Here is a 25,757-nt window from a genome sequence, read left to right on the forward strand (position 1 = left end):
GGGGATGGATCCGACGTCTGCGGATCAGCGCAGCGGCTTCGACAGGTTCACCGCGAGGGCACCCACCAAGGTCGGGACGTAGCCCTCGTTCCGGGTGTCGGAGATCCGCTCCGCCTCGGTGCCGCTGTTGGCCGCGACCGACATCATCAGCAGGATCGCCGTCACCGCGGCGCCGGCCGCTCCCACCAGGGCGAGATACGCGCGCACGGCGGCGCGCGGGAACGGCACGGCGGCCGAGGTCTCGCCGAGATACAGCGGTGAGGAGCTGGGGTCGATCATGGCGGGCGGTTCTCGCGGGAGACGTCAGGCCCGGCCGGTCCGGGCAGGCGTCCACGCCTGCCCTCCGCCTCTAGCATTCAACGTGCCCATAAGGCCGAGGTTCATCCTGGCCGGAGCGATTTTTCAAGAGGATTCTGCGGGCGCGGTTGACGCGGGACGCGTCCTGAACCGCGCCGTGCCTCAGCCCTCGCCGACCTGGGCCCGGCCGAGCGCCGCCTGAGCCGCCGCGAGGCGGGCGATCGGCACGCGGTAGGGCGAGCACGACACGTAGTCGAGGCCGACCTCCTGGCAGAACCCGACCGAGGCCGGGTCGCCCCCGTGCTCGCCGCAGATGCCGAGCTTGATCTCCGGCCGGGTCTTGCGGCCACGCTCGCACCCGATCCGCACCAGCTCGCCCACGCCCTCCTGGTCGATGGTGATGAACGGGTCGGCCGGCAGGATGCCCTTCTGGGTGTAGGGCCCGAGGAAGGTCGCCGCGTCGTCGCGGGAGATGCCGAGCGCGGTCTGCGTCAGGTCGTTGGTGCCGAAGGAGAAGAACTCCGCCGTCTGGGCGATCTCGCCGGCCTTCAGGGCGGCGCGCGGCAGCTCGATCATCGTGCCGACCTGATAGCCGATCTCGACCGCCTTCTCCTCCGACACCGCCTTGGCCATGGCGTCGATGCGGGCCTTCACGAGGTCGAACTCGGCGCGGGTGAACACGAGCGGCACCATCACCTCCGGGGTGACGGGGCTGCCGGTCTCCTGCGCGGCCTGGGCCGCCGCCTCGAAGATCGCCCGGGCCTGCATCTCGGCGATCTCGGGGAAGGCGATGGCCAGCCGGCAGCCGCGGAAGCCGAGCATCGGGTTGTGCTCGGACAGCTCGCGCATCCGGTGCCGGATCTTCTCCTCGGCGACGCCGGTGGCCTTCACCACGTCCCGCACCTCCTCGTCGGTGTGCGGCAGGAACTCGTGCAGCGGTGGGTCGAGCAGCCGGATCGTCACCGGCAGGCCGGACATGATCTTGAACAGCTCGAGGAAGTCCTGGCGCTGGTAGGGCAGGATCTTGGCGAGCGCGGCGCGGCGGCCCTCGGCGTCATCGGCGAGGATCATCTCGCGCACCGCGACGATCCGGTCGCCCTCGAAGAACATGTGCTCGGTGCGACACAGGCCGATGCCCTCGGCGCCGAAGTTGCGCGCGGTGCGGGCGTCGGTGGGCGTGTCGGCGTTGGTGCGCACCTTCATCGTGCGCAGTCCGTCGGCCCACTCCATCAGGGTGGCGAAGTCGCCCGACAGCTCCGGCTCCAGCATCGGCACCTCGCCGCGGATCACCTGACCCGTCGAGCCGTCGACGGTGATCTTGTCGCCGGCCTTCAGCGTCGCGCCGCCGACGGTCAGCGTCTGCGCCTTGTAGTCGATGCGGATCGCGCCGACGCCCGACACGCAGGGCTTGCCCATGCCGCGGGCCACCACCGCCGCGTGGCTCGTCATGCCGCCGCGGGTGGTGAGGATGCCCTCGGCGGCGTGCATGCCGTGGATGTCCTCCGGGCTCGTCTCGACGCGCACGAGGATGCACTTGCGCTCGGCCTTGCGATGGGCCTCCGCGTCCTCGGAGTTGAACACGATCTCGCCCGTGGCCGCACCCGGAGAGGCGGGCAGGCCGGTGGCGATCACCTTGCGCTCGGCGTTCGGGTCGATGGTCGGGTGCAGGAGCTGGTCGAGCGATTGCGGCTCGACGCGGCCGATCGCCTCCTCCCGGGAGATCAGCCCCTCGCCGGCCAGCTCCACGGCGATGCGCAGGGCCGCCTTGGCGGTGCGCTTGCCGTTGCGGGTCTGGAGCATCCAGAGCTTACCCTTCTCGATGGTGAACTCCATGTCCTGCATGTCGCGGTAGTGACCCTCCAGGATCCCGTAGATCCGGGTCAGCTCCGCGAAGCTCTCGGGCATGGCCTTCTCCATCGAAGGCTTGTCGCTCCCGGCCTCTTCCCGCGCGGCCTCGGTGATGTTCTGGGGCGTGCGGATGCCCGCGACCACGTCCTCGCCCTGGGCGTTGATCAGGAACTCGCCGTAGAGCGCCTTCTCGCCGGTGGAGGGGTTGCGGGTGAAGGCGACGCCGGTGGCCGAAGTGTCGCCCATGTTGCCGAACACCATCGCCTGCACGTTCACCGCCGTGCCCCAGCTCTCGGGGATGCTGTTCAGCTCGCGGTACTTCTTCGCCCGCGGGATCATCCAAGAATCGAACACCGCGCCGATCGCGCCCCAGAGCTGGTCCTCGGCGCCCTGCGGGAAGTCGGAGCCGTGCTCGTCCTTCACGATACCCTTGTAGCGCTGGATCAGGTGCTGCCAGTCGCCGGCGCCGAGCTCCGTGTCGAGGTCGAAGCCCTTGCTCTCCTTGTACTGCTCCAGCGCCTCCTCGAAGGCGTGGTGCTCAACGCCGAGCACGACGTTTGAGTACATGGTGATGAAGCGGCGGTAGGAATCGTAGGCGAAGCGCTCGTCGCCGGCCTCGCGGGCCAGCGCCGCCACCGTCTCGTCGTTGAGGCCGAGGTTGAGCACCGTGTCCATCATCCCGGGCATCGACGCGCGCGCGCCCGAGCGGACCGAGACGAGCAGCGGTGCCGCGGCATCGCCGAATCGCCGGCCGGTGAGCGCGCCGACCTGGGCGAGCGCCGCGGCGACCTGATCCTTCAATTCCGGCGGGTAGGACTTGCCGTGATCGTAGTAATACGTGCAGACCCCGGTGGTGATGGTGAAGCCGGGCGGCACCGGCAGGCCGAGGTTCGACATCTCGGCGAGGTTGGCGCCCTTGCCGCCGAGCAGGTCGCGCATCTGCGACTTGCCCTCCGCCTTGCCGTCGCCGAAGGCGTAGACCCACTTCGCGCCCGCCGTGTCGCCAGCCATGTCGATCCGTCCGATCTGAGGTCCCGGCATCCCGGGCCAATCGCGGCGGGTTGAACCATCCCGCAGCGCAACGCAAGCCGAACGTGGCCGGGGAGCGCGGACGCCCGCGCGCTCAGGCCGGCGCGCGCATTGATCTCAGCCGCGGCGCCGGCATCGGACCGGGCGGCATCAGAGTCCGCGGAACAGCCCGAGCCCCAGCACGCCGACGACGATCAGGTAGATCGCGACGATGTAGTTCAGCAGCCGCGGCATGATCAGGATCAGGACGCCGGCGAGGATCGCGATGATGGGCTGAAGGTGCGCGATGGTGATCGTCATGGTCGCCTCCCGGCCGAGCTGGGCCGCACCGCGATGACGCGGGAGGCGCCGGCCGGTTCCGCGTTCGCCGCCACCGGCCGCCGGTCGCCCGGCGGCCGGTCCGATCCCTCACCGGACGGGCGTCGGCTGCGGGTTCGGCTTGTCGGTTCCGGGGATCGGGCTCTTCGCTTCCCCGGTCGGAAGGTTGATCGCCACCGTCGGCTTGGCGAGCGACGGGTAGGGCCCGATCACGTTGGCGCCGTTGAGCGGCTTGTTCGCGCCGTTGTGGCAGGTCGCGCAACTGACCTTCGGCGCGTCGCCCGTCGGTCCGAGCCGGACCTGCGGGAAGACCGAGGTCAGCGGCGTCATGTAGTCCTGGTTCACGTCGCGGACCATCTGGACGCCGTACCACGCGTGCACGCGGTTCGGGGTGCTCGTGTCCCACTGCGCGATCGAGCGGGTGTTGTGGCAGAAGGTGCAGTTCACGCCGAGCGCCTGAGACATGGTGATCATGATCGCGAAGGTCTTCTCGGCGTCCTGGATCGGCTTGCCCTTCGACTCCGGCAGCGCCGTGGTGGCGTTCACCCGCACCACCGATTCCGGCGTGTCCTTGCGCGCGTAGTAATCGTCGAACACACCGTAGGGCAGCGAGGTCAGCCCGACATTGGCCGAGGCGAGGTTCTGGCCGTTGTTGCGCGGGATGAACCGGCCGGCCTCGGGCGGAGGCGTATCGAACCAGATGTTGGCCGGCACCGGGTTGCCGCGGTGGCAGGTGTAGCAGGTCACGCCGGCCTCGTGGACGTGCTTGTCCTTCCAGGTGCTGTTGATGTGCTGGGTCATCTGGAGCATGCGCCGGGCGACGCGCTTCTGGTAGAGTTCGTCCGAGGCCATGTTCTCGGTGCTGTGGCAGTAGGTGCAGCCCTGCTGCGGCGAGACCCACTCGGTGATCGAGACCATCAGCCGGTTGAACTGCTCGGCCGAGAGATCGCCCAGCACCTGGACGTTCTCGTAGACCTCCGAGGCCTTCTGGCCGCCGTCCTCGGCCGGGTCGGCAGGGGCCGGGGCGACGTTGGCCGCGGACAGTTCCGCATTGCCGGCGCGGGTGCGGATCAGGTCCATGCCCGTGCCGCGGAAGCCGGTCTGCTCGTTGGCCATCGGCGGGTGGGTCCAGCCGGCCCCGCCGAACATCGCGATGGTGAGGAACAGGGCGATGACGGCGCCCCCGACCGCCAGAACGGTTCTCATGACGGTCTCCTCACGGCTTCATCGGCGCGAGATGGGCGGGGTCCGTGATCGGGCCGAAGACCTGCGGATAGGCGGGAGCGACCCCATGCTTGACCGCCCAGAGATACCAGTTGTCCACCACCGTGCCGGTGAGCAGGATGCCGATGCCGCCGGTGAGCGTGGTGAGGACCGCGAACCACCACGCCCAGCGGTGGATCGACTCCATCGTGGCGTTGAAGCCCATCGTCCAGCGCCAGAACAGGGCGGCGCGCTCGGTGGCGGTGCCGCGGTCGACGATCTGGTCGATCTCGCGCTCGGCGCCGTAGCGCGAGCAGGCCAGGATCGTGCCCCCGTGCATCGCGAACAGCAGCGTCGACCCGTACAGGAACGTGATCGAGAGCATGTGGAACGGGTTGTAGAACAGGTTGCCGTAGCGCAGCGAGAACGCCGCGGTCCAGTCGAGGTGCGGGAAGATGCCGAAGGGCACCGCCTCCGACCACGAGCCCATCAGGATCGGCCGGATGAAGCCGAGCACGAGATAGAGCCAGATCGCCGAGGCGAAGGCCCACGGCACGTGGGTGCCGAGACCGAGCGCCCGCGCCCGCTTGTAGAGGTGGACCCACCACAGGAGGATCGAGGTGGTCAGGAAGAAGCCGGCGATCAGCCACCAGCCGCCCTCGGCGAGCGGCGGCAGGACCCTCAGCCCGTACTTCGGCAGGGGCGGTTCGAGGGCGAGCCACGGGAGCTGACGCACGAACTGGACCGGGTCCCAGTTCACCGAGGCCCACATGTTGAGCCCGATGATCTCGAAGGCGATCAGCCCGCAGACGATCGACAGGGCCGCGATGTAGTTGATGTAGATCGGCCCGACCTGGCTGTTGCCGATGATGCCGAACAGGTAGCTGTTGAACGGCTTGCCGACGCGGGCGTCGACAGCCACCGGGATACCGTGCTCCGGCTCCAGCGGTCTCACCTGCACTTGCGTGAAGAGGTTCTGGTAGTAGGCCATCGCCCGTCTCCGTGAGCCGCGGCCGTCGTCGCCGGGCTCGATGCCTCAGACCTGTCTCCCGCCCGCTCCCGCGGGCCCGTCGCTCAGCGCCAGACCGGCAGGTTGAGCCACCAGCCCCACCATTCCGGCCAGCCCTGGGTCCAGAACGGGCCGCTGATCACGATGCAGACCGCGCTCCAGAAGCCGGCCGACAGGGCCAGGAACAGACCCAGCCGGTGAACGCCGAGCGTGCCGATCGAGTAGCCGATCGTGTCGCGGAAGAAGGTGTCCTCGTGCTCCGGCGTCTTGACGATCTCGCCCTTCTTCGGATTGGTCGAGGACAGGATCAGGCCGCCGTGCATGGCCAGCGCCAGCGTCGTCGTGAAGAAGAACGTCACGGCGAGCATGTGAGCCGGGTTATAGTGGAAGTGGAGATACTGGTATCCGGTGTTGGACACCCAATCGAGATGGCTGAGGATGCCGTAGGGGAAGCCGTAGCCCCAGGCGCCCATCAGCAGCGGGCGGATCACCACGAGCGTGAAGTAGGCGAAGATCGCCATCCCGAAGGCGGCCGGCACGTGGTAGCCGATGCCGAGCTTGCGGCAGATCTCGACCTCGCGCAGCGCCCAAGAGACGAAGGCTCCGAGCGCGCACATGGTGATGATCTGCCACAGCCCACCCTCCTTGAGCGGTGCGAGCTTGAGGCCGTAGCTGACGTCTGGCGGCGCGATGTTGATCTGCCAGATGTTCCACGTCGGCCCGATCGCCGCGCCGTAGATCACCAGCGCCGTGCCGAGCACGGCGAAGAACATGCCGACGACGCCGAAGAAGCCGACGAAGAACGGACCCACCCAGAAATCGAACAGGTCGCCGCCGAGCAGCGTGCCGCCGCGGACCCTGTACTTGCGCTCGAAGCTCAGCATCGCCACGGCGTCGGCCCTCCCCTTCACGCGCACGGAACCGCACCCGATCCGATCGGGCGGCGTCGTCCGGGATTTCTCGTTCGAACATGCGTCTCGCCGGACCGGCATCCGCGCCGGCGAGACGGGCCGTCGTCGGACCGGGTGATCGCGGCGGTCGCGCGCCGCGATCCCCGGCACCGCCCCGTCAGGTCGGCAGGACGAGAGTGATGTTGCTCGCGGCCTTGGTGGTCTTCGGGCCTTCCAGCCAGTTGAACCGGTCGGTCGAGAGCAGGATGAAGTGGATCAGCAGCGCCAGGATGAACAGAAAGGTGAACAGCGCCACCAGCGTCCGACGCGGATCGAACAGAAGCCAGACCTTGTGCATCCGATCCTCCTCAGCCGATCAGAGTGGTGAGGGCGCGGGCGGCATCGCCCAGGCCGTCGAGCGAGGCGTAGCCCTGCGGTCCGGGCAGCCACGGCCGCCACAGCCAGACCAGGATGTGCGCCACCACGGCGATCGCCGTGAAGATCAGGAAGCTCGTCAGGAAGATCGCGTGGAATTCCTTGGCTTCCGCTTCCGTCAGCCCGGACAGGCTGCTCGGTCTTTCTGTGGTTACGGGTCCACCGGCCATCGTCATAACCTCCGTGTGTCAGCCGCGCCGTGGCCCGGCGCGACGGGTGCTGCCGCGTTTCCCGCGGCCCGACTTCCCCCGCGTCACCGGACGGAAGTGTCTCGTTCGCCCGCCGGAGATCCGGCAGGCGCGTTCAGCCCATGAACGCGAAGGGAATCGCCTGCACGGCCATGGCGCGGGCCTCGCCGAACACCGAGCGGCGCGCGGCCGGCAGGCCCGGGCGCCCGGCGGCGCGGACCGGCCGAACGCGACCCAGGGCGGCGGCGGCGAGGAAGAACGGGTAGGTCGCGGCCAGGATCAGCCGGAACTGGAGTGCATCCTGATGCAGCCGGGCGCTCGGGACCGTCGTTCGCATCGCTGGATCTCCTGGGAAGGACGAGGTGAGGCTCATGCCGGCGCTCCGGCGGTGAGGTCGGCGCGTGCCCTCGCCACGTGGGCTTGGGCGACGGAGGGGGATTCGGCGGCGCGGGCGGCCCGCTCTGCCGCGTCGCGCAGGCGCTTGGCGGCGGAGATGCGCGCGAGCACCGGCTGCGCCTCGACGAGGCGTTCGAACTCGGCCCGCGCGCGCTCGTCCCAGGGCAGTTCGCGATGGGTCCGGGCCGGCGTCGCCTCGACGCGGTCCATGTCGCGGGCGAGCGGCAGGATGTGGAAGAGCGTGTCGAACAGGGCGTTGCAGACCTCCTGCACGAGGTAGGTCGCGCCCGAGAAGCCCATGAACGGCGTGCCGGTGTGCCGCCGGATGATCGCCCCGGGGAACGAGGCCGGCACGTAGGCCGCCCGACCGCCCGCCTCGGCGAGGTACATCCGCTCGTTGAACGAGCCAAACAGCACCAGCGGCGGCGTCTCGTGGATCGCCGCGCGGACCGCCACGTTGTCCGGCTTGCACCCGGCCGAGCGCCCGAAGGCGAAGTGGCAGGGCAGGCCCATCTCCTCCTCGAGGAAGTGGCGCACGCCCCGCGCGTAGGTCTCGGTGGCGACGATCCCGAAGCTCGCCGTGCCGAAGAAGTCCTGCGTGACCGAGCGCCAGAGATCCCAGACCGGCTTGATCGTGGTGTGGCGCTCGCGCTCGATGAACGGCTCGGGGTCGAGCCCGAGGACGGCGCCGAGCGCCCGCAGGAACTTCACGGTGGAGAGCACGCCGATCGGGGCCTGGAGGTAGGGGCGCTCCAGGCTCTCGCAGAGGCCGCGGCCGAATTCCCGGTAGAGACAGACGTTGGCGTCGGCGTTGACGAGTTTGGGCACGTCGGCGAGGTGCGAGCCGAGCGGGAAGGTCAGGTTCACCTCGGCGCCGATCCCCTCGACGAGACGGCGGATCTCGGCGAGATCGCTCGCCATGTTGAAGGTGCCGTAGGCCGGACCGACGATGTTGACCCGCGGCCGTTCGCCGGATTTCCGCTCCGGCCGGGCCGGGATGCCCTTCTTGGCGAATCGCTTGGCCCCGTATTCCTGCCAGAGCCAGGTCATCGCCCGGTCGGCCGCCTGCCACTGGTCCTCGTCGATGGTGCGCGGCAGGAAGCGCTGGAGTCCGGTGCCCTCCGGCGTCACCCCGCCGCCGATCATCTCGGCGATCGAGCCGGTCACCACCACGCTCGGCTGGCCGGGATCGAGGGTCGCGTGGGCGCGCTTCATCGCGCCCTCGGTCCCGTGGCGGCCGAGTTCCTCCTCGGCGAGCCCGGTGACGACGATCGGCAACTCGTGCGGCGGCAGCGCGTCGGTGTAGTGCAGGACCGAGGTGACCGGCAGGTTCTCGCAGCCCACGGGCCCGTCGATGACGACCTGCAGCCCCTTGATCGCGGTGAAGACGTAGACCGCGCCCCAGTAGCCGCCGGCCCTGTCGTGATCGAGGATCAGCATCAGGCCATCTCCCCGATCGGCTTCTTCGGGACTTCGGCCTTCGGCGCTACCTTCACGCGCGGCACCTCCTGCCAGACGCCTGCGGCGTGCCCGACCCCGACCCCCTCGAAGAAGTCGCGCATGGCGTCGAAACGCGGCTTGTTGCGCAGGGCCGCGTTGACGACGGTGGCGAGCGAGCCGGCCCCCGCCGCGCCCATCAAGGGCCGCGCCGAGATCAGGTTGGTGAAGTACAGCGCCGGCGTGCCGGCCTCTTTCGCCCGCTGCACCACCGGCGTGGTGCCGATGGCCAGATCCGGCTTGAGCTGGTCGAGGGCGAACAGGTCGTCCTCCAGCGAGGCCCGGTAGCGCACCTGCGTGCCGCGGGCCTCCAGCCAGTCGCGATCGACCTCCGACCACGGCGTGCGCGGGCAGGCGGTGCCGACATAGGGGACCTCGGCGCCGCTCTCGACGAGGAGGCGCGCCACCAGCAGCTCCGAGCCCTCGTAGCCGGACAGGGTGATCCGGCCGCGGATCGGCTGCGCCGCGAGCGCCCCGCGGATCCCGGGCAGAATTTTTTGTTTCGCCGCCTCAATCGTCGCGGCGGAAACCCCGCAGGCCTCGCCGATCCGCTCCAGCCACGCGGCGGTGCCGTCGACGCCGACCGGCGCGGAGCCCACGACCGGGCGTCCGGCCGCCTCGAACTCGCGGATGCTGGCCGTGTAGAACGGGTGGATCGCCGCGACCGCCGCGCAGTCCAGCGCGCCGTAGAGTTCGCGCCACTCCCGGGTCGGCACCACGGGACCGGCGGCGAGGCCGAGCGGCTCCAGGAGCGCGCCGATGACAACCGGGTCCGCGGGAAACATCTCGCCGAGCAGCGCCACGGCGGGGCGCTCGGAGCGGCCACCGCGCGGGGCCTGGACCGGGCCCTGCTCGGCCTCGGCGTGGGCGACCTTCAGCATCGCGCCGGCCAGCACGTCCTTGGCCTCGGCGTGCGTCGGCACGCCGAAGCCCGGCACGTCGATGCCGATCACCCGCACCCCGTCGATCTCCTTCGGCAGGAGGCGCAGCGGCACGCCGGAGGCGGTGGGCACGCACAGGTTGATCACGACGACCGCGTCGTAATCTTCGGGTTTGGCCGTGGCGCGGACGGCCTCGCGGATGTCCTCGAACAGCTTCCCCGTCACCAGGGTCTCTGAGTTGAACGGCACGTAGCCGACGCTGCGCTTGGCCCCGTAGAAGTGCGAGGTGAAGGTCAGCCCGTAGACGCAGCAGGCCGAGCCCGACAGGATCGTCGCCGTGCGTCGCATGCGCAGGCCGACCCGCAGCGACCCGAAGGCCGGGCACATGCTCTGCGGCTGGTCGTGCGGGCCCTGCGGATAGTCGGCGCGCAACTGTTCCAGCGTCTCGGACATGCCCGCCGCCTCGGCGGCCGCCCGCATCGCGTCCCGGCCCGCGTGGCAGCCGAGCCCGTCGCCCTGCGTCGCGGCGATGTCGGCGGCCGGGCTCTTCGTCCGGGCGCGCAGGTCGGCGATGTCGAGGGAGACGCCCATGCCTCAGACCTCGTCGTAGACGACTTCGAGGGACGGCTTCTGGACGGCGGCGGCGCCGCACATGTCCTCGTGCGTGGCCGGCACCAGCACCACGTCGCGGCCCACCGTCTCGCCCGAGAACAGGCCGAGCAGCCCGTCCTGGGTGAGGGGCGTCGGGCGGTGCGGCGCGGCCGCGGCGACGTTGGCGGCGAGATCCGAGAACAGCGGCCCCCAGCGCCCGTCGGGCCGGCCGATGATCTCGTAATTCGCGCTCTTCTTCCGGATGTCGTCGTCGGCCGGGATCGAGGCGAGCACCGGGATGCCGGCGGCCTCCGCGAAGGCCTGCGCCTCGCCGGTGCCGTCGTCCTTGTTGATGACGAGGCCGCCGACGCCGACGTTGCCGCCGAGCTTGCGGAAATACTCCACCGCCGAGCAGACGTTGTTGGCAACGTAGAGCGATTGCAGGTCGTTCGAGCCGACGACGATGACCTTCTGGCACATGTCCCGGGCGATCGGCAGGCCGAAGCCGCCGCAGACCACGTCGCCGAGGAAGTCGAGCAGGACGAAGTCGAAACCCCACTCGTGGAAGCCGAGCTTCTCCAGCAGCTCGAAGCCGTGGATGATGCCGCGGCCGCCGCAGCCGCGGCCGACCTCCGGCCCGCCGAGCTCCATCGCGTAGACGCCGTCGCGCTTGAAGCACACGTCGCCGATCGCGACCTGCTCGCCCGCGAGCTTCTTCTTCGTCGAGGTCTCGATGATCGTCGGGCAGGCGCGGCCGCCGAACAGCAGCGAGGTGGTGTCGCTCTTCGGGTCGCAGCCGATCAGCAGCACCTTCCGGCCCTGCTGGGCCATCATGTAGCTGAGGTTGGCGAGCGTGAACGATTTGCCGATGCCGCCCTTGCCGTAGATCGCGATGATCTGCGTTTCTTTCTTCGCCGGCGCGGTGGACACCGCGTCGGGCTCCTGGGCGGCCTCGGCGCGGAGCCGGGCCGCCTGGGCGAGGGCGGTCTTGTCGAGCTGGACGTTCACGCGGCGTCCCTCCAATCGAGGACCATCTTCAGGCAGGCCGGATCGGCGAAGGCGGTGCGGTAGGCGGCGGGCGCCTCCGCGGCCTTGGCGCGGTGGGTGATCAGGCCGTCGAGGGAGAGCCGGCCGGCCTCGATCAGGGCGACCGTGGCGGCGAGGTCGTCCGGCCGGAATTCGGCCGAGATCCGGATGCGAGCCTCGCGCAGGAAGGCCGGCGGGAACTGGAAGGCGAGCGGCGCCTCGTAGAAGCCGGCGAGCGTGATCTCGCCGCCGGGGGCGAGCCGAGCGATCAGACGGTCGAGACCAGCGGAATCGCCGCTCGCGTCGATGATCGCGGCGTAGTCGCGGCGCGGGTCGCCCTCGGGGGCGAGAACGGGATAGCCCTGCGCCCCCGTCACCCGGGCGGACTGGGTCTCCCACACGGTCGGCTCGGCGCCGCCCGCCACCGCAAGTCGGGCGATGAGGCGACCGAGCACGCCGTGGCCGACGACGAGCGGCCGCGCGCCCGGCTCGACGCGGCCGAGCGCCCGGTAGGCGGTGGCGGCGAGCGCGATCAGGCAGGCCTGCGCGTCGAGGGCAGCATCCACCGGCACGAGTCGTGCGGCGGGCGAGACGAGGTGCGAGGCGGCGCCGCCGAACAGGCCGCGCACCGGCCCGAAGCAGCGCGCACCCGGCACGAACACCCGCTGGCCGACGCGGATCGCCGCGGCCGGCCCCGCCTCGACGACGGTGCCGACGGACTCGTAGCCGGGGACGAGCGGGTATCCCATGCCGGGGAACGGCGGCATCCGGCCCGACCACAGCAGCCGCTCCGTACCCGTGCTGATGCCGCTCCAAGCCACCTCGACCACGGCGTCGGCCTCGGCCGGCTCCGTCAGCGACAGCCGCCGCAGGGCGAGTTGCTCGGGTCGTTCGAGGGTGACGGCGAGAGCGTCCATGGCTTGGTTTCCGCCCCGACTCAGGACCGTTCCGATGCCCGGTGGTCGTTGAGTGTCATTCTAGATAGACACTATCCTGCGTCAACACCGCATGTCGGCGATCCGGTCTATTTGTAGGCGATCAGCAGGCGTGTCAGCAGAGGGCGGCGGGTCCGCCGCTCGTCAGAAGTTGCAAAGCCGGCCTGCTCCAGCATCGCGTGCAGCTCGGCCGACCGACGCGGCCGACCAGAGCCCATCGCCAGCAGGTAGAAACCGAAATACGCATCCCCGACCGGCTCGGCGCCCGGCGTGCCGGCCATCGGCTCGGCGAGGATCAGCCGCCCGCCCGCCGGCAGGGCGGCGTGGGCGGCGCGCAGCAGCGCCAGGGCGGGCTCGTCGTCGTGATCGTGGACGACCCGGACCAGGGAGATCGCGTCGGCGCCGTCGGGCAGCCCGTCGTGGAAGCTGCCGCCACGGCAGGCGATCCTCGCCGGATCGAGCCCGGCCCGCACGAGGCGGTCGGCCGCCCGCCCGGCCACCGCGGGCAGATCGAACAGGGTCAGGGCGAGGCCCGGGTGCCGGGCCGCCACGGCCTGAAGGAAGGCGCCTTCGCCGCCGCCGACATCCATGAGATGCCGGACGGACCGGAGATCGCAGGCGTCGAGGATGTCGTCGGCGAGCATCGCCTGCGAGGCGCCCATCAGGCCGCTGTAGGGCGCGGCCGCCTCGCCGCCGACCGGCGTTCCCGCGGCGTAGGGCCAGTAGCCGGCGAGCCGGGTCGGACCGGCCTCGCCGCGCAGCAGCGCCACCGGGTCTGCGAGGTCGGCGTAGAGCAGGGCATGGTGGTCGATCATCGCCTGGACGCCGGGATTGCCGTGCAGCGCCGCGCCGAGATCGGCGAGGGCGAAGCGTCCGTCCGGCAGGGCGCGCACCAGCTCCAGCGAGGCCGCGGCGAGGCAGAGGCGCTGCGCGTTCTCGGGCGGCAGACCGAGCCTGCGCGCCAGCGCGTCGAGCCCGGCCGGCCCCTCGGCGAGGATCGCGAACAGGTCGAGCCGCACGCAGGCCGCGAGCACCTGCGCGTAGACGAAGCCGGCGCAGAGATCGAACAGGGCACGGGTGTTGCGCCGGGCGATGCGCCGGGTCGGCGGGAAGCCGGCGGCCCAGCGCTGGAAGCGCGGGCTCGCCACCACGCGGTTGCGCCATGCCAGCCAGCGCTCGACGAGGGACGCCGGCGGCGATCCGGGCGCGGACAGGGCGGAGCCGGTGCTCAGGCCGAGACCGCCCGCAGGCTCGCCGGCAGGAACAGCCGCGCCTGCGCCTCGATCTCCGCCCGCAGGGCCGCTGCGCCGGGACAGGGCGGGATGGCCGCCACCGCCTCGCGGGTCAGCCGGTGCAGCCGGTCGAGGGCGCCGCCGGTTCCGAGCAGCGCCGCCGCGTTCGGCCGCCCCAGGGTGGCGTCGCGGCCCGCGGGCTTGCCGATCTCCTCCTGGCGGCAGGCCACGTCGCGCAGGTCGTCCGCTACCTGATAGGCCTCGCCGAGGCAGGCGCCGAGCTGGCGCCACGGCTCCGGCTCGGCGCCGGCGGAAGCGGCCCCGGCCACGGTGGCGGCGGCGAACAGCGCGCCGGTCTTGGCCTGCTGGTAGGCGGCGAGGTCGACATAAGGCTCGGATTCCCAGGCCTGCCCGGCGGTGATGCCGGCGGGCGACCCGGCGGCGCGGCCGACCAGGGCCACGAGGCGGGCGAGGCGGGAGGGCCGGCGCCGGGCACCGCGGGCCAGCGTCTCGAAGGCGAGCACGATCAGCGCGTCGCCGGTGAGCACCGCGATCGGCTCGCCGAAGGCGGCGTGGACGGCCGGCTTGCCGCGGCGCATCGGCGAGTCGTCGAAGCAGGGCAGATCGTCGTGGACCAGGGAAGCGCAGTGCAGAAGCTCGATCGCCGCCGCGGCGGCATCGGACCCGGCGGGGTCGTCGTCGCCGCAGGCGCGCGCCACCGACAGGCACAGGCGCGGGCGGATGCGGTGGCCGCCGGGGAAGACCGCGTAGCGGATCGCCTCCGCGAGGCCGGGGGGCGCGCCGGGTGCCTCGGCGTGGGCGACGGCGCGATCCAGGACCGCCTCGATCCGCAAACCGGACTCCATCGCGCCCCTCCCGTGTCTCATGGGTTAGTCAGCGTCAGGTGTCATTTCTTATTGACACTTCGGCGGACCGAGATCAATCCCGGAGCAGGCGGAACGGAGTGGTCGTGGCGCGGATCGCGGTGATCGGTGCGGGGATCGCGGGACTCGCCGCCGCCCTGCGGCTCGCCCAGGACGGCCACGCGGTGACCGTGCTGGAGCGCGCCTCCGTCCCGGGCGGCAAGATGCGCAGCGTCGCCGTCGACGGCCGGGCGGTGGAGGCGGGGCCGACCGTCTTCACGATGCGCTGGGTGCTGGAGGAGCTGTTCGCCGAGTGCGGTGCCCGGCTCGACGAGCGCGCGGCGCTGACGCCGGCACACTTCCTCGCCCGCCACGCCTGGAGCGGGACCGAGCGCCTCGACCTGTTCGCCGACATCGACGCCTCGGCCGAGGCGATCCAGGCCTTCGCCGGCGCGCGGGAGGCGGAGGGCTACCGCCGGTTCTGCGCCCGTTCGGCCGAAGTCTACCGGACGCTGGAAGGACCGTTCATCCGCGCCGACCGGACCGGGCCGGCGGGGCTGGCGCAGCGGGTCGGCCTGTCCGGGCTCGGCGACCTGTGGCGGATCCAGCCCTTCGCCACCCTGTGGTCGGCGCTCGGCGACTTCTTCCGGGATCCGCGGCTGCACCAGCTCTTCGGGCGCTACGCTACCTATTGCGGCGCCTCGCCGTTCACCGCGCCCGCGACGCTGATGCTCGTCGCCCATGTCGAGCAGGCGGGGGTGTGGACGGTGAAGGGCGGCCTCAGCGCGCTCGCCCGGGCAGTGGCCGATCTCGCCGCCGAGCGCGGCGCCATATTCCGCTACGATGCCCACGCCGAGCGGATCCTGGTCTCCAGCGGACGCGTGTCGGGCGTGGCGCTGGCCGGCGGCGAGCGGGTGCCGGCCGATGCCGTGGTCTGCAACGCCGACGTCGCCGCCTTGGGCGCCGGGCTCCTCGGACCCGACGCGGCCCCGGCCGGCGACCGCATCGCGCCGGGTGAGCGTTCGCTGTCGGCCATCACCTTCTGCACGGCGGCACGCCCGAGGAATTTTCCGCTGGCGCACCACACGGTTTTCTTCTCGCGCGACTACCGGGCCGAGTTCGACGCGCTGCGGCGCGGCCGCCTGCCCGAAGATCCCACGGTCTACGTCTGCGCGCAGGATCGCGCCGCCGAAGGCGGGACTCCGGACGGCCCCGAACGCCTGCTCCTCCTCGTCAACGCCCCCGCCGACGGCGGCGCGCAAACCTCGTCCCCAACGGAGATCGCCCGATGCGAGAGGACCATGCGGACGCGGCTCGCGGCCTGCGGCTTGTCCCTGGAGGGGGCCTCGCCGACGGTGACGACCACACCGGCGGACTTCGCAGGGCTGTTCCCGGGCTCGGCGGGAGCGCTCTACGGCCGGGCGGCGCAGGGCTGGCAGGCGACCTTCAAGCGTCCGGGGGCGCGGACCCGGCTGCCGGGGCTCTACCTCGCGGGGGGCTCGGTCCATCCGGGGCCGGGCGTGCCGATGGCGGCCCAGTCGGGACGGCTGGCGGCGGCGGCGATCCGCGCCGACCTCGGTTCGACGGGCCGGTCGGGCGCGGCGGCTACGCGTGGTGGTACGTCGACGCGGTGAGCGACGACGGGGCCCACGGCCTGACGATCATCGCCTTCATCGGCAGCGTGTTCTCGCCCTACTACGCCTGGGACCGGGACCAGGACCCGTTCGCGCACTGCGCGATGAACGTGGTGCTTTACGGGCGTCCCGGCCGCTTCGCGATGACCGAGCGGCGCGCGGCCGACTTGGCGCGGGGACACGACCACATCGCGATCGGGCCGAGCGCGATGACCTGGGACGGGACCGAGCTGACCGTGCGGATCGACGAGCGCGGGGCTCCGCTCCCCCGCCCGGTCCGCGGCACGGTGCGATTGCGCCCGTCGGGGATCACCGCCGGGCCGTTCCACCTCGACGAGGCCGGGCGGCACCGCTGGTGGCCGATGGCGCCGGCCTCCCGCGTGGAGGTGGCCCTCGACGAGCCGGCCCTGCGCTGGAGCGGGAGCGGCTACTTCGACACCAACGACGGCGACGAGCCGCTGGAGGCCGCCTTCTCCCGCTGGACGTGGTGCCGGGCGGATCTCCCCGACGGCGCCGCGATCCTCTACGACGTGCGTCACCGCGACGGCGGCGGCCGCAACCTGTCCCTGCGCTTCGGCTTCGACGGGGCCCGCGGCGACCTGCGCCCGCCCGTCGCCGCGCCGCTGCCATCGACCGGCCTGTGGCGGATGCCGCGCGAGACCCGCAGCGACGACGGCCGCGCGCGAGTTCTGAAGACCTACGAGGACACGCCGTTCTACAGCCGCTCGCTGCTCGCCGCGACGCTCGCCGGCGAGCCGGTCCGGGCGGTGCACGAGAGCCTGTCGCTCGACCGGTTCCGCAACCCGCTGGTGCGGCTGATGCTGCCGTTCCGGATGCCGCGCCCGCTGGCAGGCGCCTGAAGACCCGGGCGCTGCCTCAGAGACGCCCGCCGGCCGGGACCGGATCGCCGGGGCGGCGAGGATGCGTCTCCACCGCGGAGGGCGCGCGCCGATGGATCGCGGCGGCGAGGGCGATGGCCGCGGCGGCGATGGCGATCCCCGCCAGCACATCGACGAAGTAGTGGCCGCCGTCGATCGGCGTCGCGGCGATCAGCAGGCCGTTCACCAGCAGGAGCGGAATGCGCACCAGCCGCACCGTCCAGACGTAGTAGCCGAACAGCACGCCCAGCGAGGCGTGCATGCTCGGGAAGGTCACGATGCCCTCGATGCTGTCGAGCGAGACGGCCTTCAGCGTCCCGTTCCGCAATTCCGACAGGTGCGCCACGTGGACGAAGGCGGCGGCCGGATCGAGATGCGCGAAATCCCGGGCCGTCAGGCCGAGGTGAACGTACATCGCCATCGCGGGCATGAGCGCGGAGAGCGCGGCGGCCGCCAGCGATGCGAGGCCGAACGCGGTGACGAACGCACGCAGCGCCCGCCAGCGGCCGCTGAAGCCCAGGACGACCGTCAGCAGGAACATCTGAACGATCAGGCTTCGATAGGCCAGCGTCAGGACGAAGCCCAGCCGGGGATGGGCGTCGACGAAGGCAAGATACGCCCGCCAGTCGAGGCCGAGGCGCCGGTCGAGGGCGTAGAGGCGCGCATCCCAGAGGGGACCGCCCTGTGCCGCCAAGGCGTAGGAGAGGACGGCCGCCAGCGCGCTGAAGGCGAGCAACTGCGACAGGCTGGAGAGCGTCACGGCGATATTGGGCTCGTACCGCCGGGTCCGGTAGAAGCGGGCCAAGCCTCCGAGCGCGACGCAGGCGGCGCAGAGGGGGACCGCGCTGGCCCAGTCGAACCGCAAACCGGCCGCCATCAGGCAGCCGGCAGTCAGCAGCGCGGTCGCCGCGATCGTCGGCCATGCCCAGGGCGGGGGCGCTACGGATTCGTCTCGAAGCATGGACGGCTCAGGGGATCGCGACGCCTCCGGACGCACGCGGCACGGGTCGAGATTAGGCCGGACGCGTCAACGACCGGTTCATGAGCCGATCCGCGTCGGCCGGCATCGACGCGGACGGCGCGGATCGGCCGGGCAAGCCCGAGCGGCGACGCAGCGGACGACGCCGGCAGGGTCGGCGTCTGGAACCGGGATGTGCGTCGCAGGACTGTAACGGTCTGCCGTTCCAACGACGGGAACGGGGTCGGGAATTGTCCGGCGGCCCAGCTTGTGCGACCGCTTTGCGGCTGCGATGGTCCGGGCTTCGGAGGCGTGAGCGACGATGCGAGCGGACGAGGCCGCGGGCCTGCGCGTCCTGATCTACAGCCACGACACCTTCGGGCTCGGCCACCTGCGCCGCTCGCGGGCGATCGCCCACGCCGTGGTCGCGGCGCATCCGGGCGCGCGGGTGACGATCGTCTCGGGCTCGCCGGTGGTGGACCGCTACGCCTTCGCCGCGGGCGTGCGCACCGTCCGCCTGCCGCCGGTGACGAAGCTGCCGGACGGCGCCTACGCGAGCGGCGACCCGGCCGTGCCGCTGGCCGAGACGGTCGCCCGGCGCGCCGCCGCCGTCGCGCGGACCGCGGCGGCGTTCCGGCCGCACCTGTTCCTCGTCGACAAGGAGCCGGCGGGCTTCCACGGCGAGCTGCTGCCGACGCTGGAGGCGGAGAGCGCCCGCGGCACCCGCCTCGTGCTCGGCCTGCGCGACGTTCTCGACGACGCCGAACTCCTGGTGCCCGAGTGGGCGCGCAAGGGCGCGGCCGAGACGATGGACCGGTTCTACGACGAGATCTGGGTCTACGGGCTCGGCCGCATCCACGCGCCGCTCGCCGCGCTGCCGCTCGCCCCCGACGCGGCGGCCCGGCTCGCGGCCCGGCTGATTTACACCGGCTACCTCCGGCGGGACCTGCCCGCGGCGCGGCCCGGGCGCCGGGAGCCCGGGATCGCCGCCGGGCCGTTCCTGCTGGTCACGCCGGGCGGCGGCGGCGACGGCGCAGCGCTGATCGACTGGGTGATCGCCGCCTACGAGGCCGATCCCGGCATCCCCCTGCCCTGCCTGATCGCCTTCGGCCCGTTCCTCGACGAGGCCACACGGTCCGGCTTCGACGCCCGCATCGCCAGACGTCCGGAAAAAATCGCGGCGATCACCTTCGACAGCGAGATCGAGTTCCTGATGCGCAAGGCGGCGGGCGTCGTGGCGATGGGCGGCTATAACACCTTCTGCGAGATCCTGTCCTTCGATCGCCCGGCGGTGCTGGTGCCGCGCACGGAGCCCCGCCGCGAGCAGGCGATCCGCGCGCGCGCCGCCGAGCGGCTCGGCCTCGCGCGGGTGCTGATGGAGGCGGACGGGCGCGCGCCCGAGCGCATGGCCGCGGCCCTGCGCGCGCTGCCGGACCAGCCCGAGCCGTCGCGGGTGGTGGTGCCGGGCCTGCTCGATGGGCTCGGCGTCGTGGCCGCCCGGGTGCGCGCCCTCACCGCCCCCGTCCCGCGCCGGGCCTATTCATGAGCGCGTCGCCCCGGATCGCGGTGGTGCTGAAGGGCTATCCGCGCCTGTCCGAGACCTTCATCGCCCAGGAACTGCTGGCGCTGGAGCGGCGCGGTCTGGCGCTGGAGATCTGGTCGCTGCGCCGCCCCACCGACGCGGCCCGCCACCCGATGCACGCCGCCATCCGCGCGCGGCCCGTCTACCTGCCGGAATACCTCTACCAGGAACCGCTGCGGGTGCTGCGCGGCCTCGCCGCCGCCCTGCGGCGGCCGCGCCTGCCCGCGCTGCTGGGACAGTTCGCCCGCGATCTCGCCCGCGACCCGTCCGCCTCGCGCCTGCGCCGGTTGGGGCAGGCCCTGGTGCTGGCCCGCGAGCTGCCGGACACGGTGACCCACCTGCACGTGCATTTCCTGCACACGCCGGGCAGCGTCGCCCGCTACGCCGGCCTCCTCACCGGCCGGGGCTGGAGCTTCTCCGCGCACGCCAAGGACATCTGGACGACGCCGGACTGGGAGCTGCGGGAGAAGCTCGCCGCGGCCGCCTGGGGGGTGACCTGCACCCGCGACGGGCTCGCGCGCCTGGACGCGCTGGGTCCCGGGCGCACGGCGCTCGCCTATCACGGCCTCGATCTGTCCCGCTTCCCGGCCCCGCCCCCGCCGCGACCGCCGCGGGACGGGCGCGACCCGGGGGCGCCGCTGCGGCTCCTCTGCGTCGGACGCCTCGTCGCCAAGAAGGGCCACGACGACCTGCTCGACGCCCTCGCGGCCCTGCCGCCAGACCTGCACTGGCGCCTCGACCTGATCGGCGGCGGCGAGCTGCGCGCCGAACTCGAGGCGCGGGCGGGGGCGTCGGGGCTCGCCGGCAGGGTCACGTTCCGCGGGGCGCTGGCGCAGCCGGCGGTGGTGGCGGCGATGCGCGAGGCCGACCTGTTCGTGCTGCCGACGAAGCCCGCGCCGGGGGGCGACCGGGACGGCCTGCCCAACGTGCTGATGGAGGCCGCGAGCCAGGAGCTTCCGATCCTCGCCACCGCCTTCGCCGGCACGCCGGAATTCCTGGTCGACGGCGCGCACGGCGTGCTGGTCCCACCCGGCGAGTCCGCCGCCCTCGCCACGGCGCTGACCCGGCTCGCGGCCGAACCCGCCCTGCGCCGGCGCCTCGCCGCCGCCGCCCGTGCCTGTTTGGTGCGGGACTTCTCCGAGGCGGCCGGTATCGATCTCATCGCCGGCCGGCTCGCCGCCTCGGCGGGGCTGCCGATGCCCGAACGGGAGCGCACCGCGTGCGCGTCCTGATCGCCGTCACCCACCTCCTCGGCGCCGGACACCTGACCCGCGCCGCGGCCCTGGCCCGCGCCTTCGCCGGGGCCGGCCACGCCGTCACCCTCGTCTCGGGCGGGGCACCCGCGCCGCTGGTCCGGCTCGACGGCGTGCGCCTCGTGCAGCTCCCGCCGCTGCGCGCGGCCGGATTCGATTTCACCCGGCTCGTCGGGCCGGACGGCCAGTCGGCCGACGCGGACCTCCTCGGCCGGCGCCGCGCCGTGCTTCTCGACGCCCTGTGCGAGGCCGCCCCCGACGTCGTGGTGACGGAGCTGTTCCCTTTCGGGCGGCGGGCCCTGGCCGACGAGTTCCTGGCCCTGGTCGAGGCCGCCCGCACCCGGCGCCCGCGCCCGCTGATCCTGGCGTCGGTGCGCGACGTCCTCGTCGCCCCGGATCGGCCCGAGAAGGTGGCGCGGGCCCATGCGCTGATCGCGGACCTCTACGACGCCGTCCTCGTCCACGGCGATCCCGCCCTGGTTCCGCTCGACGCCTCGTGGCCGCTCGACCCGCAGACCCGCGAGAAGGTCCACGACACCGGCTACGTCGACGAGGACGCCGCGATCGCTCCGGGTGACCGGTCCGGCATCCTCGTCGCGGCGGGATCGAGCGCGGCGGGTCTTTCCCTGCTCCGCGCCGCGGCCGGGGCCGCCCGCCGCCGGCCGGATCTCGGTTGGCGGATCCTCGTCGGGCACGGGGTGCCGGATCCGGAGATGTCCGAGATCGCGCACGGGCTGCCCGAAGGCACCGTCGAGCGCGCCCGGCCCGATTATCGCGCCCTGCTCGCCGCCAGCGCCGTCTCGGTCAGCCAGTGCGGCTACAACACTGCGGTCGATTTGCTGGCCACCGGTACGCCCGCCGTGCTCGTCCCGTTCGAGGCCGGCCGCGAGACCGAGCAGCGCCTGCGGGCGGAAAGACTCGCCGCCCGCGGGCTGGCGCACGTGCTGCCCGAGGCTGCGTTGTGCGAGGACACCCTCTTGGCGACGGTGGCTGCGCTCACCTCCACCTTGCGGGAAGGAGGTGGGGGCGACCCGGGAGGCACCGGTGCGCTCGATCCGGCACCATCCCTGCCCCTCCCCCCGAGCGGGCGGGACATGACGTTTGATCTTGATGCGCATCCTGGCCCGAGCGGCCGGATCGACCTCAATGGAGCCGCCCGGTCCGTCGCGATCGTCGAAGGTCTGCTCGCGCTCCGCCGCCGCCGTACAGCTCCGGAACCCTTCGATCTCACCCGCCTGCGCATCGCCCTCGACCACGCCGCGGAGGAGGGGCGCCGCGTGCCCGTCTGGTGGCGCGACGACGACGCGGTCGCCGCCACGCCCGCCCTCGACCGGCTGCTGGCGCTCGCGGCGGCCCATGCCGCGCCGCTGCTGGTCGCGGCGATCCCGGCTCGGATCGAGCCCTCTCTGAGCCGGCGCCTCGCGGACGCGGATGGCGTGAGCGCGGCCATCCACGGCCTCGCCCACGCGGATCACGCCCCGCCCGGCGCGAAGTCGGCGGAGTTCGGCCCGCACCGGCCGCTGGCCGCGCTCCGGGCCGACGCGGCCGCCGGTCTGCGGTTCGCCCGGGCACGGCTGCCCGCCGACCGGCTGCTGCCGGTCTTCGTGCCGCCGTGGAACCGCCTCGCGCGCGATCTCGCCGCCGTCCTGCCCAGCCTCGGCTATCGCGGCCTCTCCACCGCAGGAGGACCGCCGGTCGACGGCCTCGTCCGCGCCGACGCGACCTTCGACCCGATCGACTGGCGCGGCACGCGGTCCTTGCGCGACCCCGGGGCGCTCCTCGACGACCTCGCGATCCAGATCGCGGGGGACGCCGGCAGCCCGATCGGCCTGCTGACGCACCATCTCGCCCATGATCCGGCAATCTGGGCCTTCGTCGAGGCGCTGCTGCCGGTGCTGCTGCGCCATCCCGCCGTCACGGTGTGCGATCCGCGCGACCTGTTCGCACCCCGCGTGGACGCGGCCGCCGCACCGCCTAGTATTCCCGTTCCCGATCGCGCGAGGGCCGGTTGACTCCGCTCCTGTCCATCCGCGACCTCGCGGTCGCGTTCCGCACCGAGTCCGGCCCGTTCGAGGCGTTGCACGGGCTTTCCCTCGACGTGGCCCGGGGCCGCACCCTGGCGCTGGTCGGCGAGTCGGGGTCGGGCAAATCGGTGACCGCGCAGGCGATCCTCCGGATCCTGCCGCGCTCCGCCGCGATCACGCGGGGACGGATCCTGTTTGCCGACGGGGACCGCGAGACCGACATCGCCCGCCTCCCCGCGGATGGGCCGGCGATGCAGGCGATCCGCGGTCAGCGCATCGCCATGATCTTCCAGGAGCCGATGACCTGCCTGTCGCCGCTGCACACGGTGGGCGACCAGATCGGCGAGGCCCTGCGCGTCCACACCGGCGCCGACCGGAAGGAGGCGGATGCCCGCACGCAGGAGGCGCTGGCCCGGGTCGGTTTCCCCGACCCGAAGCGGGCGCTGAAGACCTACCCGTTCGAGCTGTCGGGGGGACTGCGCCAGCGGGCGATGATCGCCATGGCGCTGATCCTGAAGCCCGCCCTGCTGGTCGCCGATGAGCCGACCACCGCCCTCGACGTGACCACCCAGGCCCAGATCCTCGCCCTGCTCGCCCGGCTCCAGGAGGAGACCGGCATGGCGATCCTGCTCATCACCCACGATCTCGGGGTGGTGGCCAACATCGCCCACGACGTGGCGGTGCTCTACCGTGGGCGCCTCGTCGAGGCCGGGCCGAGGGACGTGGTGATGCGCGCGCCCGGGCATGCCTACCTCAACGCCCTGCTCCACGCCGTGCCGCGCTTCGACATGGCGCCGGGCGAGCGCCTGACCCCGATCCGCCCGGCCCAGGCCGAGATCCCGGCGGCGCGGGCGGTCGAGCGGCCGGCCGGGCCGGTGCTTCGGGTCGAGGGCGTGAGCAAGACCTTCACCCTGCGCGCCGGCCGCTTCTGGCAGAAGCCGCGGACCGTCCACGCCGTCTCCGACGTGTCGCTGAGCCTGGAGGCGGGGCGCACCCTCGGGCTCGTCGGCGAATCGGGCTCGGGCAAGACCACCGTGTCGAAGATGGTGATGCGCGCCCTCGATCCGGATTCCGGCCGGGTGCTGTTCGACGCGGGCGACGGGCCGCGGGACGTGCACGGGCTCACGGGCGAAGCCCTGTTCGCCTACCGGCGCACCGTGCAGTTCGTGTTCCAGGACCCCTACGCTTCCCTCGACCCGCGCATGACCGTGCGCCAGATCCTGTCCGAGCCGATGGAGATCCACGGGGTGCCGCGGGCGCAGCGGCACGCGCGCTGCCGCGAGCTGATGGCGATGGTCGGCCTCGACGCGAACGGCCTCGGGCGCTACCCGCACGCCTTCTCCGGCGGCCAGCGCCAGCGCATCGGCATCGCCCGGGCGCTCGCCCCGAACCCGCGCCTCCTGGTGCTCGACGAGCCGGTCTCGGCGCTCGACGTCTCGGTCCAGGCGCAGATCCTCAACCTGCTGAAGGATCTCCAGGCGGCGCTCGGGCTCTCCTACCTCATCGTGTCGCACAACCTCGCGGTGATCGACTACATGGCCGACACGATCAGCGTCATGTGCCGCGGTCGCATCGTGGAGGAGGCGCCCCGCGCCGCCCTGTTCCGGCGGCCGGTCCACCCCTACACCCGGGCGCTGCTCGCCGCCGTGCCGGACCCGAGCCTCGACCACCCCCTCGACTTCGCGGCGATCACCGGTGACCATTCGGAGCCCGCCCGCTGGCCGGAGCCGTTCCGGCTCGCCCCGGACGAGGCCGGCCTGATGCACGACGTGGAGCCCGGCCACCGGGTCCGCCACGGCGCCGGCCGGGCGCGGGAGGCCGCGTGATGCCCGCCCGCCCGCCCGTGATGCTGGAACGCCTGCGCCGCCGGGTGCTGGGGCCGCTGTTCGACCGGCTCGGCTACGACCTCGTCCCGGCCGCCCCCGACTGGACGCACCGCCCCACCTCGCCGCGCGAGGTTTCGGTCCTGTTGGACGATGCGGCCGCCATCCTGGACCGGGATCTCACGGCCGCCGGCCTCGCGCCGGACCGGGATGTCCGCGCCCTCGTGGAGACGTTCTGGACCCTGATCCCCGAGGCGCCGGTGCGGCAGCGGCGGGGCGGCAGCGGCTTCAACGGCGCGCTCCAGCTCTACGTGGCGATGCGGGCCCTGAGGCCGCGCTACGTCATCGAATCGGGGGTCTTCCGCGGCCTGACCACCTGGGTCATCCGGCAGGCCTGCCCGGACGCACGGATCTACTGCCACGATCCCGATCTCTCGGGGTTGCAGTACCGCGACCGCGACGCCGTCTACAGCCGAGCCGACTGGTCGCGGGCGGACTGGTCGGGCGTCGAGCCCGCCGACACGGTCGCCTTCTTCGACGATCACGTGGCGCAGGGCCGCCGGGTGGTGGAGGCCCACGCCCGCGGCCTGACGCGCCTCCTGTTCGACGACGACGCGGCCGGCCACCGCATCCACGCCCACGGCGGCCCCGCGCACCCGACCATCGCGATGATCACCGATCCCGGGCGCACCCCCGAACCGATCCGCTGGACCCGGGCCGGCCGGTCCTTCGAGCAGGCCACCGACGATGCGCTGGTCGCCCGCGCCGCCGGCCTGATCGCCCGGTCCCACGCCTTCGACGACCTGCACCGGGCGACGGGCTACTCGCCGGCGCGGCTGACCTACGTGGCGCTGCATCCCGGTGGCGCGGAGGGCGGACGATGAGCGGGCGCGATTTCTTTCGGCATGACGCCGGCCTCCCGGACGCGACGCCCTCGTCCCTCCGCGGGGGAGGATGGCCCCCGCGT

Annotated in this window: 23 protein-coding genes; 7 read left to right on the top strand and 16 right to left on the bottom strand. The window is 72.6% G+C overall.

From position 1 onward, the window contains the following. Nucleotides 1-24 precede the first annotated feature (24 nt). From Q8W71_RS01530 to Q8W71_RS01600, 15 genes are all read right to left on the bottom strand, one after another. Entirely contained in the window at nt 25-279 is a 255-nt protein-coding gene (locus Q8W71_RS01530) for a hypothetical protein (protein ID WP_305523538.1), read from the bottom strand. A gap of 180 nt (nt 280-459) precedes the next feature. Next, nucleotides 460-3,156 carry a pyruvate, phosphate dikinase gene (gene ppdK, locus Q8W71_RS01535; protein ID WP_305523539.1) on the bottom strand — a complete coding sequence of 899 codons (2,697 nt, stop codon included), beginning with the start codon at nt 3,154-3,156 and terminating at the stop codon, nt 460-462. Nucleotides 3,157-3,324: 168 nt separating this feature from the next. After that, a complete protein-coding gene (locus Q8W71_RS01540) occupies nt 3,325-3,474 on the bottom strand; it encodes a DUF3096 domain-containing protein (RefSeq protein WP_305523540.1) in 150 nt (49 codons plus the stop codon). A gap of 108 nt (nt 3,475-3,582) precedes the next feature. Continuing rightward, nucleotides 3,583-4,698, bottom strand: coding sequence for a photosynthetic reaction center cytochrome PufC (pufC, locus tag Q8W71_RS01545; protein ID WP_305523541.1), 1,116 nt, complete (start codon nt 4,696-4,698; stop codon nt 3,583-3,585). Nucleotides 4,699-4,708: 10 nt separating this feature from the next. Beyond that, a complete protein-coding gene (pufM, locus tag Q8W71_RS01550) occupies nt 4,709-5,686 on the bottom strand; it encodes a photosynthetic reaction center subunit M (RefSeq protein ID WP_305523542.1) in 978 nt (325 codons plus the stop codon). Nucleotides 5,687-5,769: 83 nt separating this feature from the next. After that, nucleotides 5,770-6,594: a photosynthetic reaction center subunit L gene (gene pufL / locus Q8W71_RS01555; RefSeq protein ID WP_305523544.1), complete on the bottom strand. Its 825-nt coding sequence runs from the start codon at nt 6,592-6,594 to the stop codon at nt 5,770-5,772. Between the two features lie 178 nt (nt 6,595-6,772). Further along, on the bottom strand, nt 6,773-6,952 hold the full coding sequence (gene pufA / locus Q8W71_RS01560; RefSeq protein ID WP_305523545.1) for a light-harvesting antenna LH1, alpha subunit: 180 nt from the start codon (nt 6,950-6,952) through the stop codon (nt 6,773-6,775). Nucleotides 6,953-6,962: 10 nt separating this feature from the next. Next, nucleotides 6,963-7,199, bottom strand: a complete 237-nt coding sequence (gene pufB, locus Q8W71_RS01565; protein ID WP_305523546.1) for a light-harvesting antenna LH1, beta subunit — start codon at nt 7,197-7,199, stop codon at nt 6,963-6,965. Nucleotides 7,200-7,332: 133 nt separating this feature from the next. Next, a complete protein-coding gene (locus Q8W71_RS01570) occupies nt 7,333-7,554 on the bottom strand; it encodes a hypothetical protein (protein WP_305523547.1) in 222 nt (73 codons plus the stop codon). Between the two features lie 32 nt (nt 7,555-7,586). Next, the gene (gene bchZ, locus Q8W71_RS01575) at nt 7,587-9,053 is read right to left on the bottom strand and encodes a chlorophyllide a reductase subunit Z (RefSeq protein ID WP_305523548.1); all 1,467 of its coding nucleotides are present in this window, start codon (nt 9,051-9,053) and stop codon (nt 7,587-7,589) included. Continuing rightward, nucleotides 9,053-10,582, bottom strand: a complete 1,530-nt coding sequence (bchY, locus tag Q8W71_RS01580; RefSeq protein WP_305523549.1) for a chlorophyllide a reductase subunit Y — start codon at nt 10,580-10,582, stop codon at nt 9,053-9,055. The genes bchZ and bchY overlap by 1 nt, the downstream gene beginning before the upstream one ends. A gap of 3 nt (nt 10,583-10,585) precedes the next feature. After that, a complete protein-coding gene (locus tag Q8W71_RS01585) occupies nt 10,586-11,590 on the bottom strand; it encodes a chlorophyllide a reductase iron protein subunit X (protein ID WP_305523550.1) in 1,005 nt (334 codons plus the stop codon). Then, a complete protein-coding gene (gene bchC / locus Q8W71_RS01590) occupies nt 11,587-12,525 on the bottom strand; it encodes a chlorophyll synthesis pathway protein BchC (protein WP_305523551.1) in 939 nt (312 codons plus the stop codon). Before bchC ends, Q8W71_RS01585 begins: the two co-directional genes overlap by 4 nt. Nucleotides 12,526-12,632: 107 nt before the next feature. Next, nucleotides 12,633-13,691 carry a methyltransferase gene (locus tag Q8W71_RS01595; RefSeq protein ID WP_305523552.1) on the bottom strand — a complete coding sequence of 353 codons (1,059 nt, stop codon included), beginning with the start codon at nt 13,689-13,691 and terminating at the stop codon, nt 12,633-12,635. A gap of 80 nt (nt 13,692-13,771) precedes the next feature. Continuing rightward, nucleotides 13,772-14,641 (bottom strand): polyprenyl synthetase family protein, encoded by an 870-nt coding sequence (locus Q8W71_RS01600; protein ID WP_305523553.1) that lies wholly within the window; start codon nt 14,639-14,641, stop codon nt 13,772-13,774. Between the two features lie 98 nt (nt 14,642-14,739). Here Q8W71_RS01600 and crtD point away from each other — a divergent pair, with 98 nt between their 5' ends. Continuing rightward, complete coding sequence (gene crtD / locus Q8W71_RS01605) at nt 14,740-16,272, top strand: 1-hydroxycarotenoid 3,4-desaturase CrtD (RefSeq protein ID WP_305523554.1); 1,533 nt, start codon at nt 14,740-14,742, stop codon at nt 16,270-16,272. Beyond that, nucleotides 16,269-17,132, top strand: a complete 864-nt coding sequence (locus tag Q8W71_RS01610) for a carotenoid 1,2-hydratase (protein ID WP_305523555.1) — start codon at nt 16,269-16,271, stop codon at nt 17,130-17,132. The genes crtD and Q8W71_RS01610 overlap by 4 nt, the downstream gene beginning before the upstream one ends. 16 nt (nt 17,133-17,148) lie before the next feature. Here Q8W71_RS01610 and Q8W71_RS01615 read toward each other — a convergent pair whose 3' ends face one another. Then, a complete protein-coding gene (locus Q8W71_RS01615; protein WP_305523556.1) occupies nt 17,149-18,111 on the bottom strand; it encodes a phosphatase PAP2 family protein in 963 nt (320 codons plus the stop codon). Nucleotides 18,112-18,430: 319 nt separating this feature from the next. Here Q8W71_RS01615 and Q8W71_RS01620 point away from each other — a divergent pair, with 319 nt between their 5' ends. Genes Q8W71_RS01620 through Q8W71_RS01640 form a run of 5 tightly spaced genes read left to right on the top strand, consistent with a single transcriptional unit; the run spans nt 18,431 to nt 25,674 of the window. Then, on the top strand, nt 18,431-19,654 hold the full coding sequence (locus Q8W71_RS01620; RefSeq protein WP_305523557.1) for a glycosyltransferase family protein: 1,224 nt from the start codon (nt 18,431-18,433) through the stop codon (nt 19,652-19,654). Further along, nucleotides 19,651-20,922 carry a glycosyltransferase gene (locus Q8W71_RS01625; RefSeq protein WP_305523558.1) on the top strand — a complete coding sequence of 424 codons (1,272 nt, stop codon included), beginning with the start codon at nt 19,651-19,653 and terminating at the stop codon, nt 20,920-20,922. Before Q8W71_RS01620 ends, Q8W71_RS01625 begins: the two co-directional genes overlap by 4 nt. Beyond that, on the top strand, nt 20,910-22,955 hold the full coding sequence (locus tag Q8W71_RS01630; RefSeq protein ID WP_305523559.1) for a glycosyltransferase: 2,046 nt from the start codon (nt 20,910-20,912) through the stop codon (nt 22,953-22,955). Before Q8W71_RS01625 ends, Q8W71_RS01630 begins: the two co-directional genes overlap by 13 nt. Continuing rightward, a complete protein-coding gene (locus tag Q8W71_RS01635) occupies nt 22,952-24,793 on the top strand; it encodes an ABC transporter ATP-binding protein (RefSeq protein ID WP_305523560.1) in 1,842 nt (613 codons plus the stop codon). Before Q8W71_RS01630 ends, Q8W71_RS01635 begins: the two co-directional genes overlap by 4 nt. Continuing rightward, on the top strand, nt 24,793-25,674 hold the full coding sequence (locus Q8W71_RS01640; RefSeq protein WP_305523561.1) for a hypothetical protein: 882 nt from the start codon (nt 24,793-24,795) through the stop codon (nt 25,672-25,674). The genes Q8W71_RS01635 and Q8W71_RS01640 overlap by 1 nt, the downstream gene beginning before the upstream one ends. The last annotated feature ends 83 nt before the right edge of the window (nt 25,675-25,757 follow it).

Source organism: Methylobacterium amylolyticum (assembly GCF_030700245.1).
In the GTDB taxonomy this organism is placed as follows: domain Bacteria; phylum Pseudomonadota; class Alphaproteobacteria; order Rhizobiales; family Beijerinckiaceae; genus Methylobacterium.

Coding starts and splice junctions, on each gene's coding strand:
- Q8W71_RS01530 (WP_305523538.1), bottom strand. CDS start 279: ATGATCGACCCCAGCTCCTCACCGCTGTATCTCGGCGAGACCTCGGCC.
- ppdK (WP_305523539.1), bottom strand. CDS start 3,156: ATGGCTGGCGACACGGCGGGCGCGAAGTGGGTCTACGCCTTCGGCGAC.
- Q8W71_RS01540 (WP_305523540.1), bottom strand. CDS start 3,474: ATGACGATCACCATCGCGCACCTTCAGCCCATCATCGCGATCCTCGCC.
- pufC (WP_305523541.1), bottom strand. CDS start 4,698: ATGAGAACCGTTCTGGCGGTCGGGGGCGCCGTCATCGCCCTGTTCCTC.
- pufM (WP_305523542.1), bottom strand. CDS start 5,686: ATGGCCTACTACCAGAACCTCTTCACGCAAGTGCAGGTGAGACCGCTG.
- pufA (WP_305523545.1), bottom strand. CDS start 6,952: ATGCACAAGGTCTGGCTTCTGTTCGATCCGCGTCGGACGCTGGTGGCG.
- pufB (WP_305523546.1), bottom strand. CDS start 7,199: ATGGCCGGTGGACCCGTAACCACAGAAAGACCGAGCAGCCTGTCCGGG.
- Q8W71_RS01570 (WP_305523547.1), bottom strand. CDS start 7,554: ATGCGAACGACGGTCCCGAGCGCCCGGCTGCATCAGGATGCACTCCAG.
- bchZ (WP_305523548.1), bottom strand. CDS start 9,053: ATGCTGATCCTCGATCACGACAGGGCCGGCGGCTACTGGGGCGCGGTC.
- bchY (WP_305523549.1), bottom strand. CDS start 10,582: ATGGGCGTCTCCCTCGACATCGCCGACCTGCGCGCCCGGACGAAGAGC.
- bchC (WP_305523551.1), bottom strand. CDS start 12,525: ATGGACGCTCTCGCCGTCACCCTCGAACGACCCGAGCAACTCGCCCTG.
- Q8W71_RS01600 (WP_305523553.1), bottom strand. CDS start 14,641: ATGGAGTCCGGTTTGCGGATCGAGGCGGTCCTGGATCGCGCCGTCGCC.
- Q8W71_RS01615 (WP_305523556.1), bottom strand. CDS start 18,111: ATGCTTCGAGACGAATCCGTAGCGCCCCCGCCCTGGGCATGGCCGACG.
- Q8W71_RS01620 (WP_305523557.1), top strand. CDS start 18,431: ATGCGAGCGGACGAGGCCGCGGGCCTGCGCGTCCTGATCTACAGCCAC.
- Q8W71_RS01625 (WP_305523558.1), top strand. CDS start 19,651: ATGAGCGCGTCGCCCCGGATCGCGGTGGTGCTGAAGGGCTATCCGCGC.
- Q8W71_RS01640 (WP_305523561.1), top strand. CDS start 24,793: ATGCCCGCCCGCCCGCCCGTGATGCTGGAACGCCTGCGCCGCCGGGTG.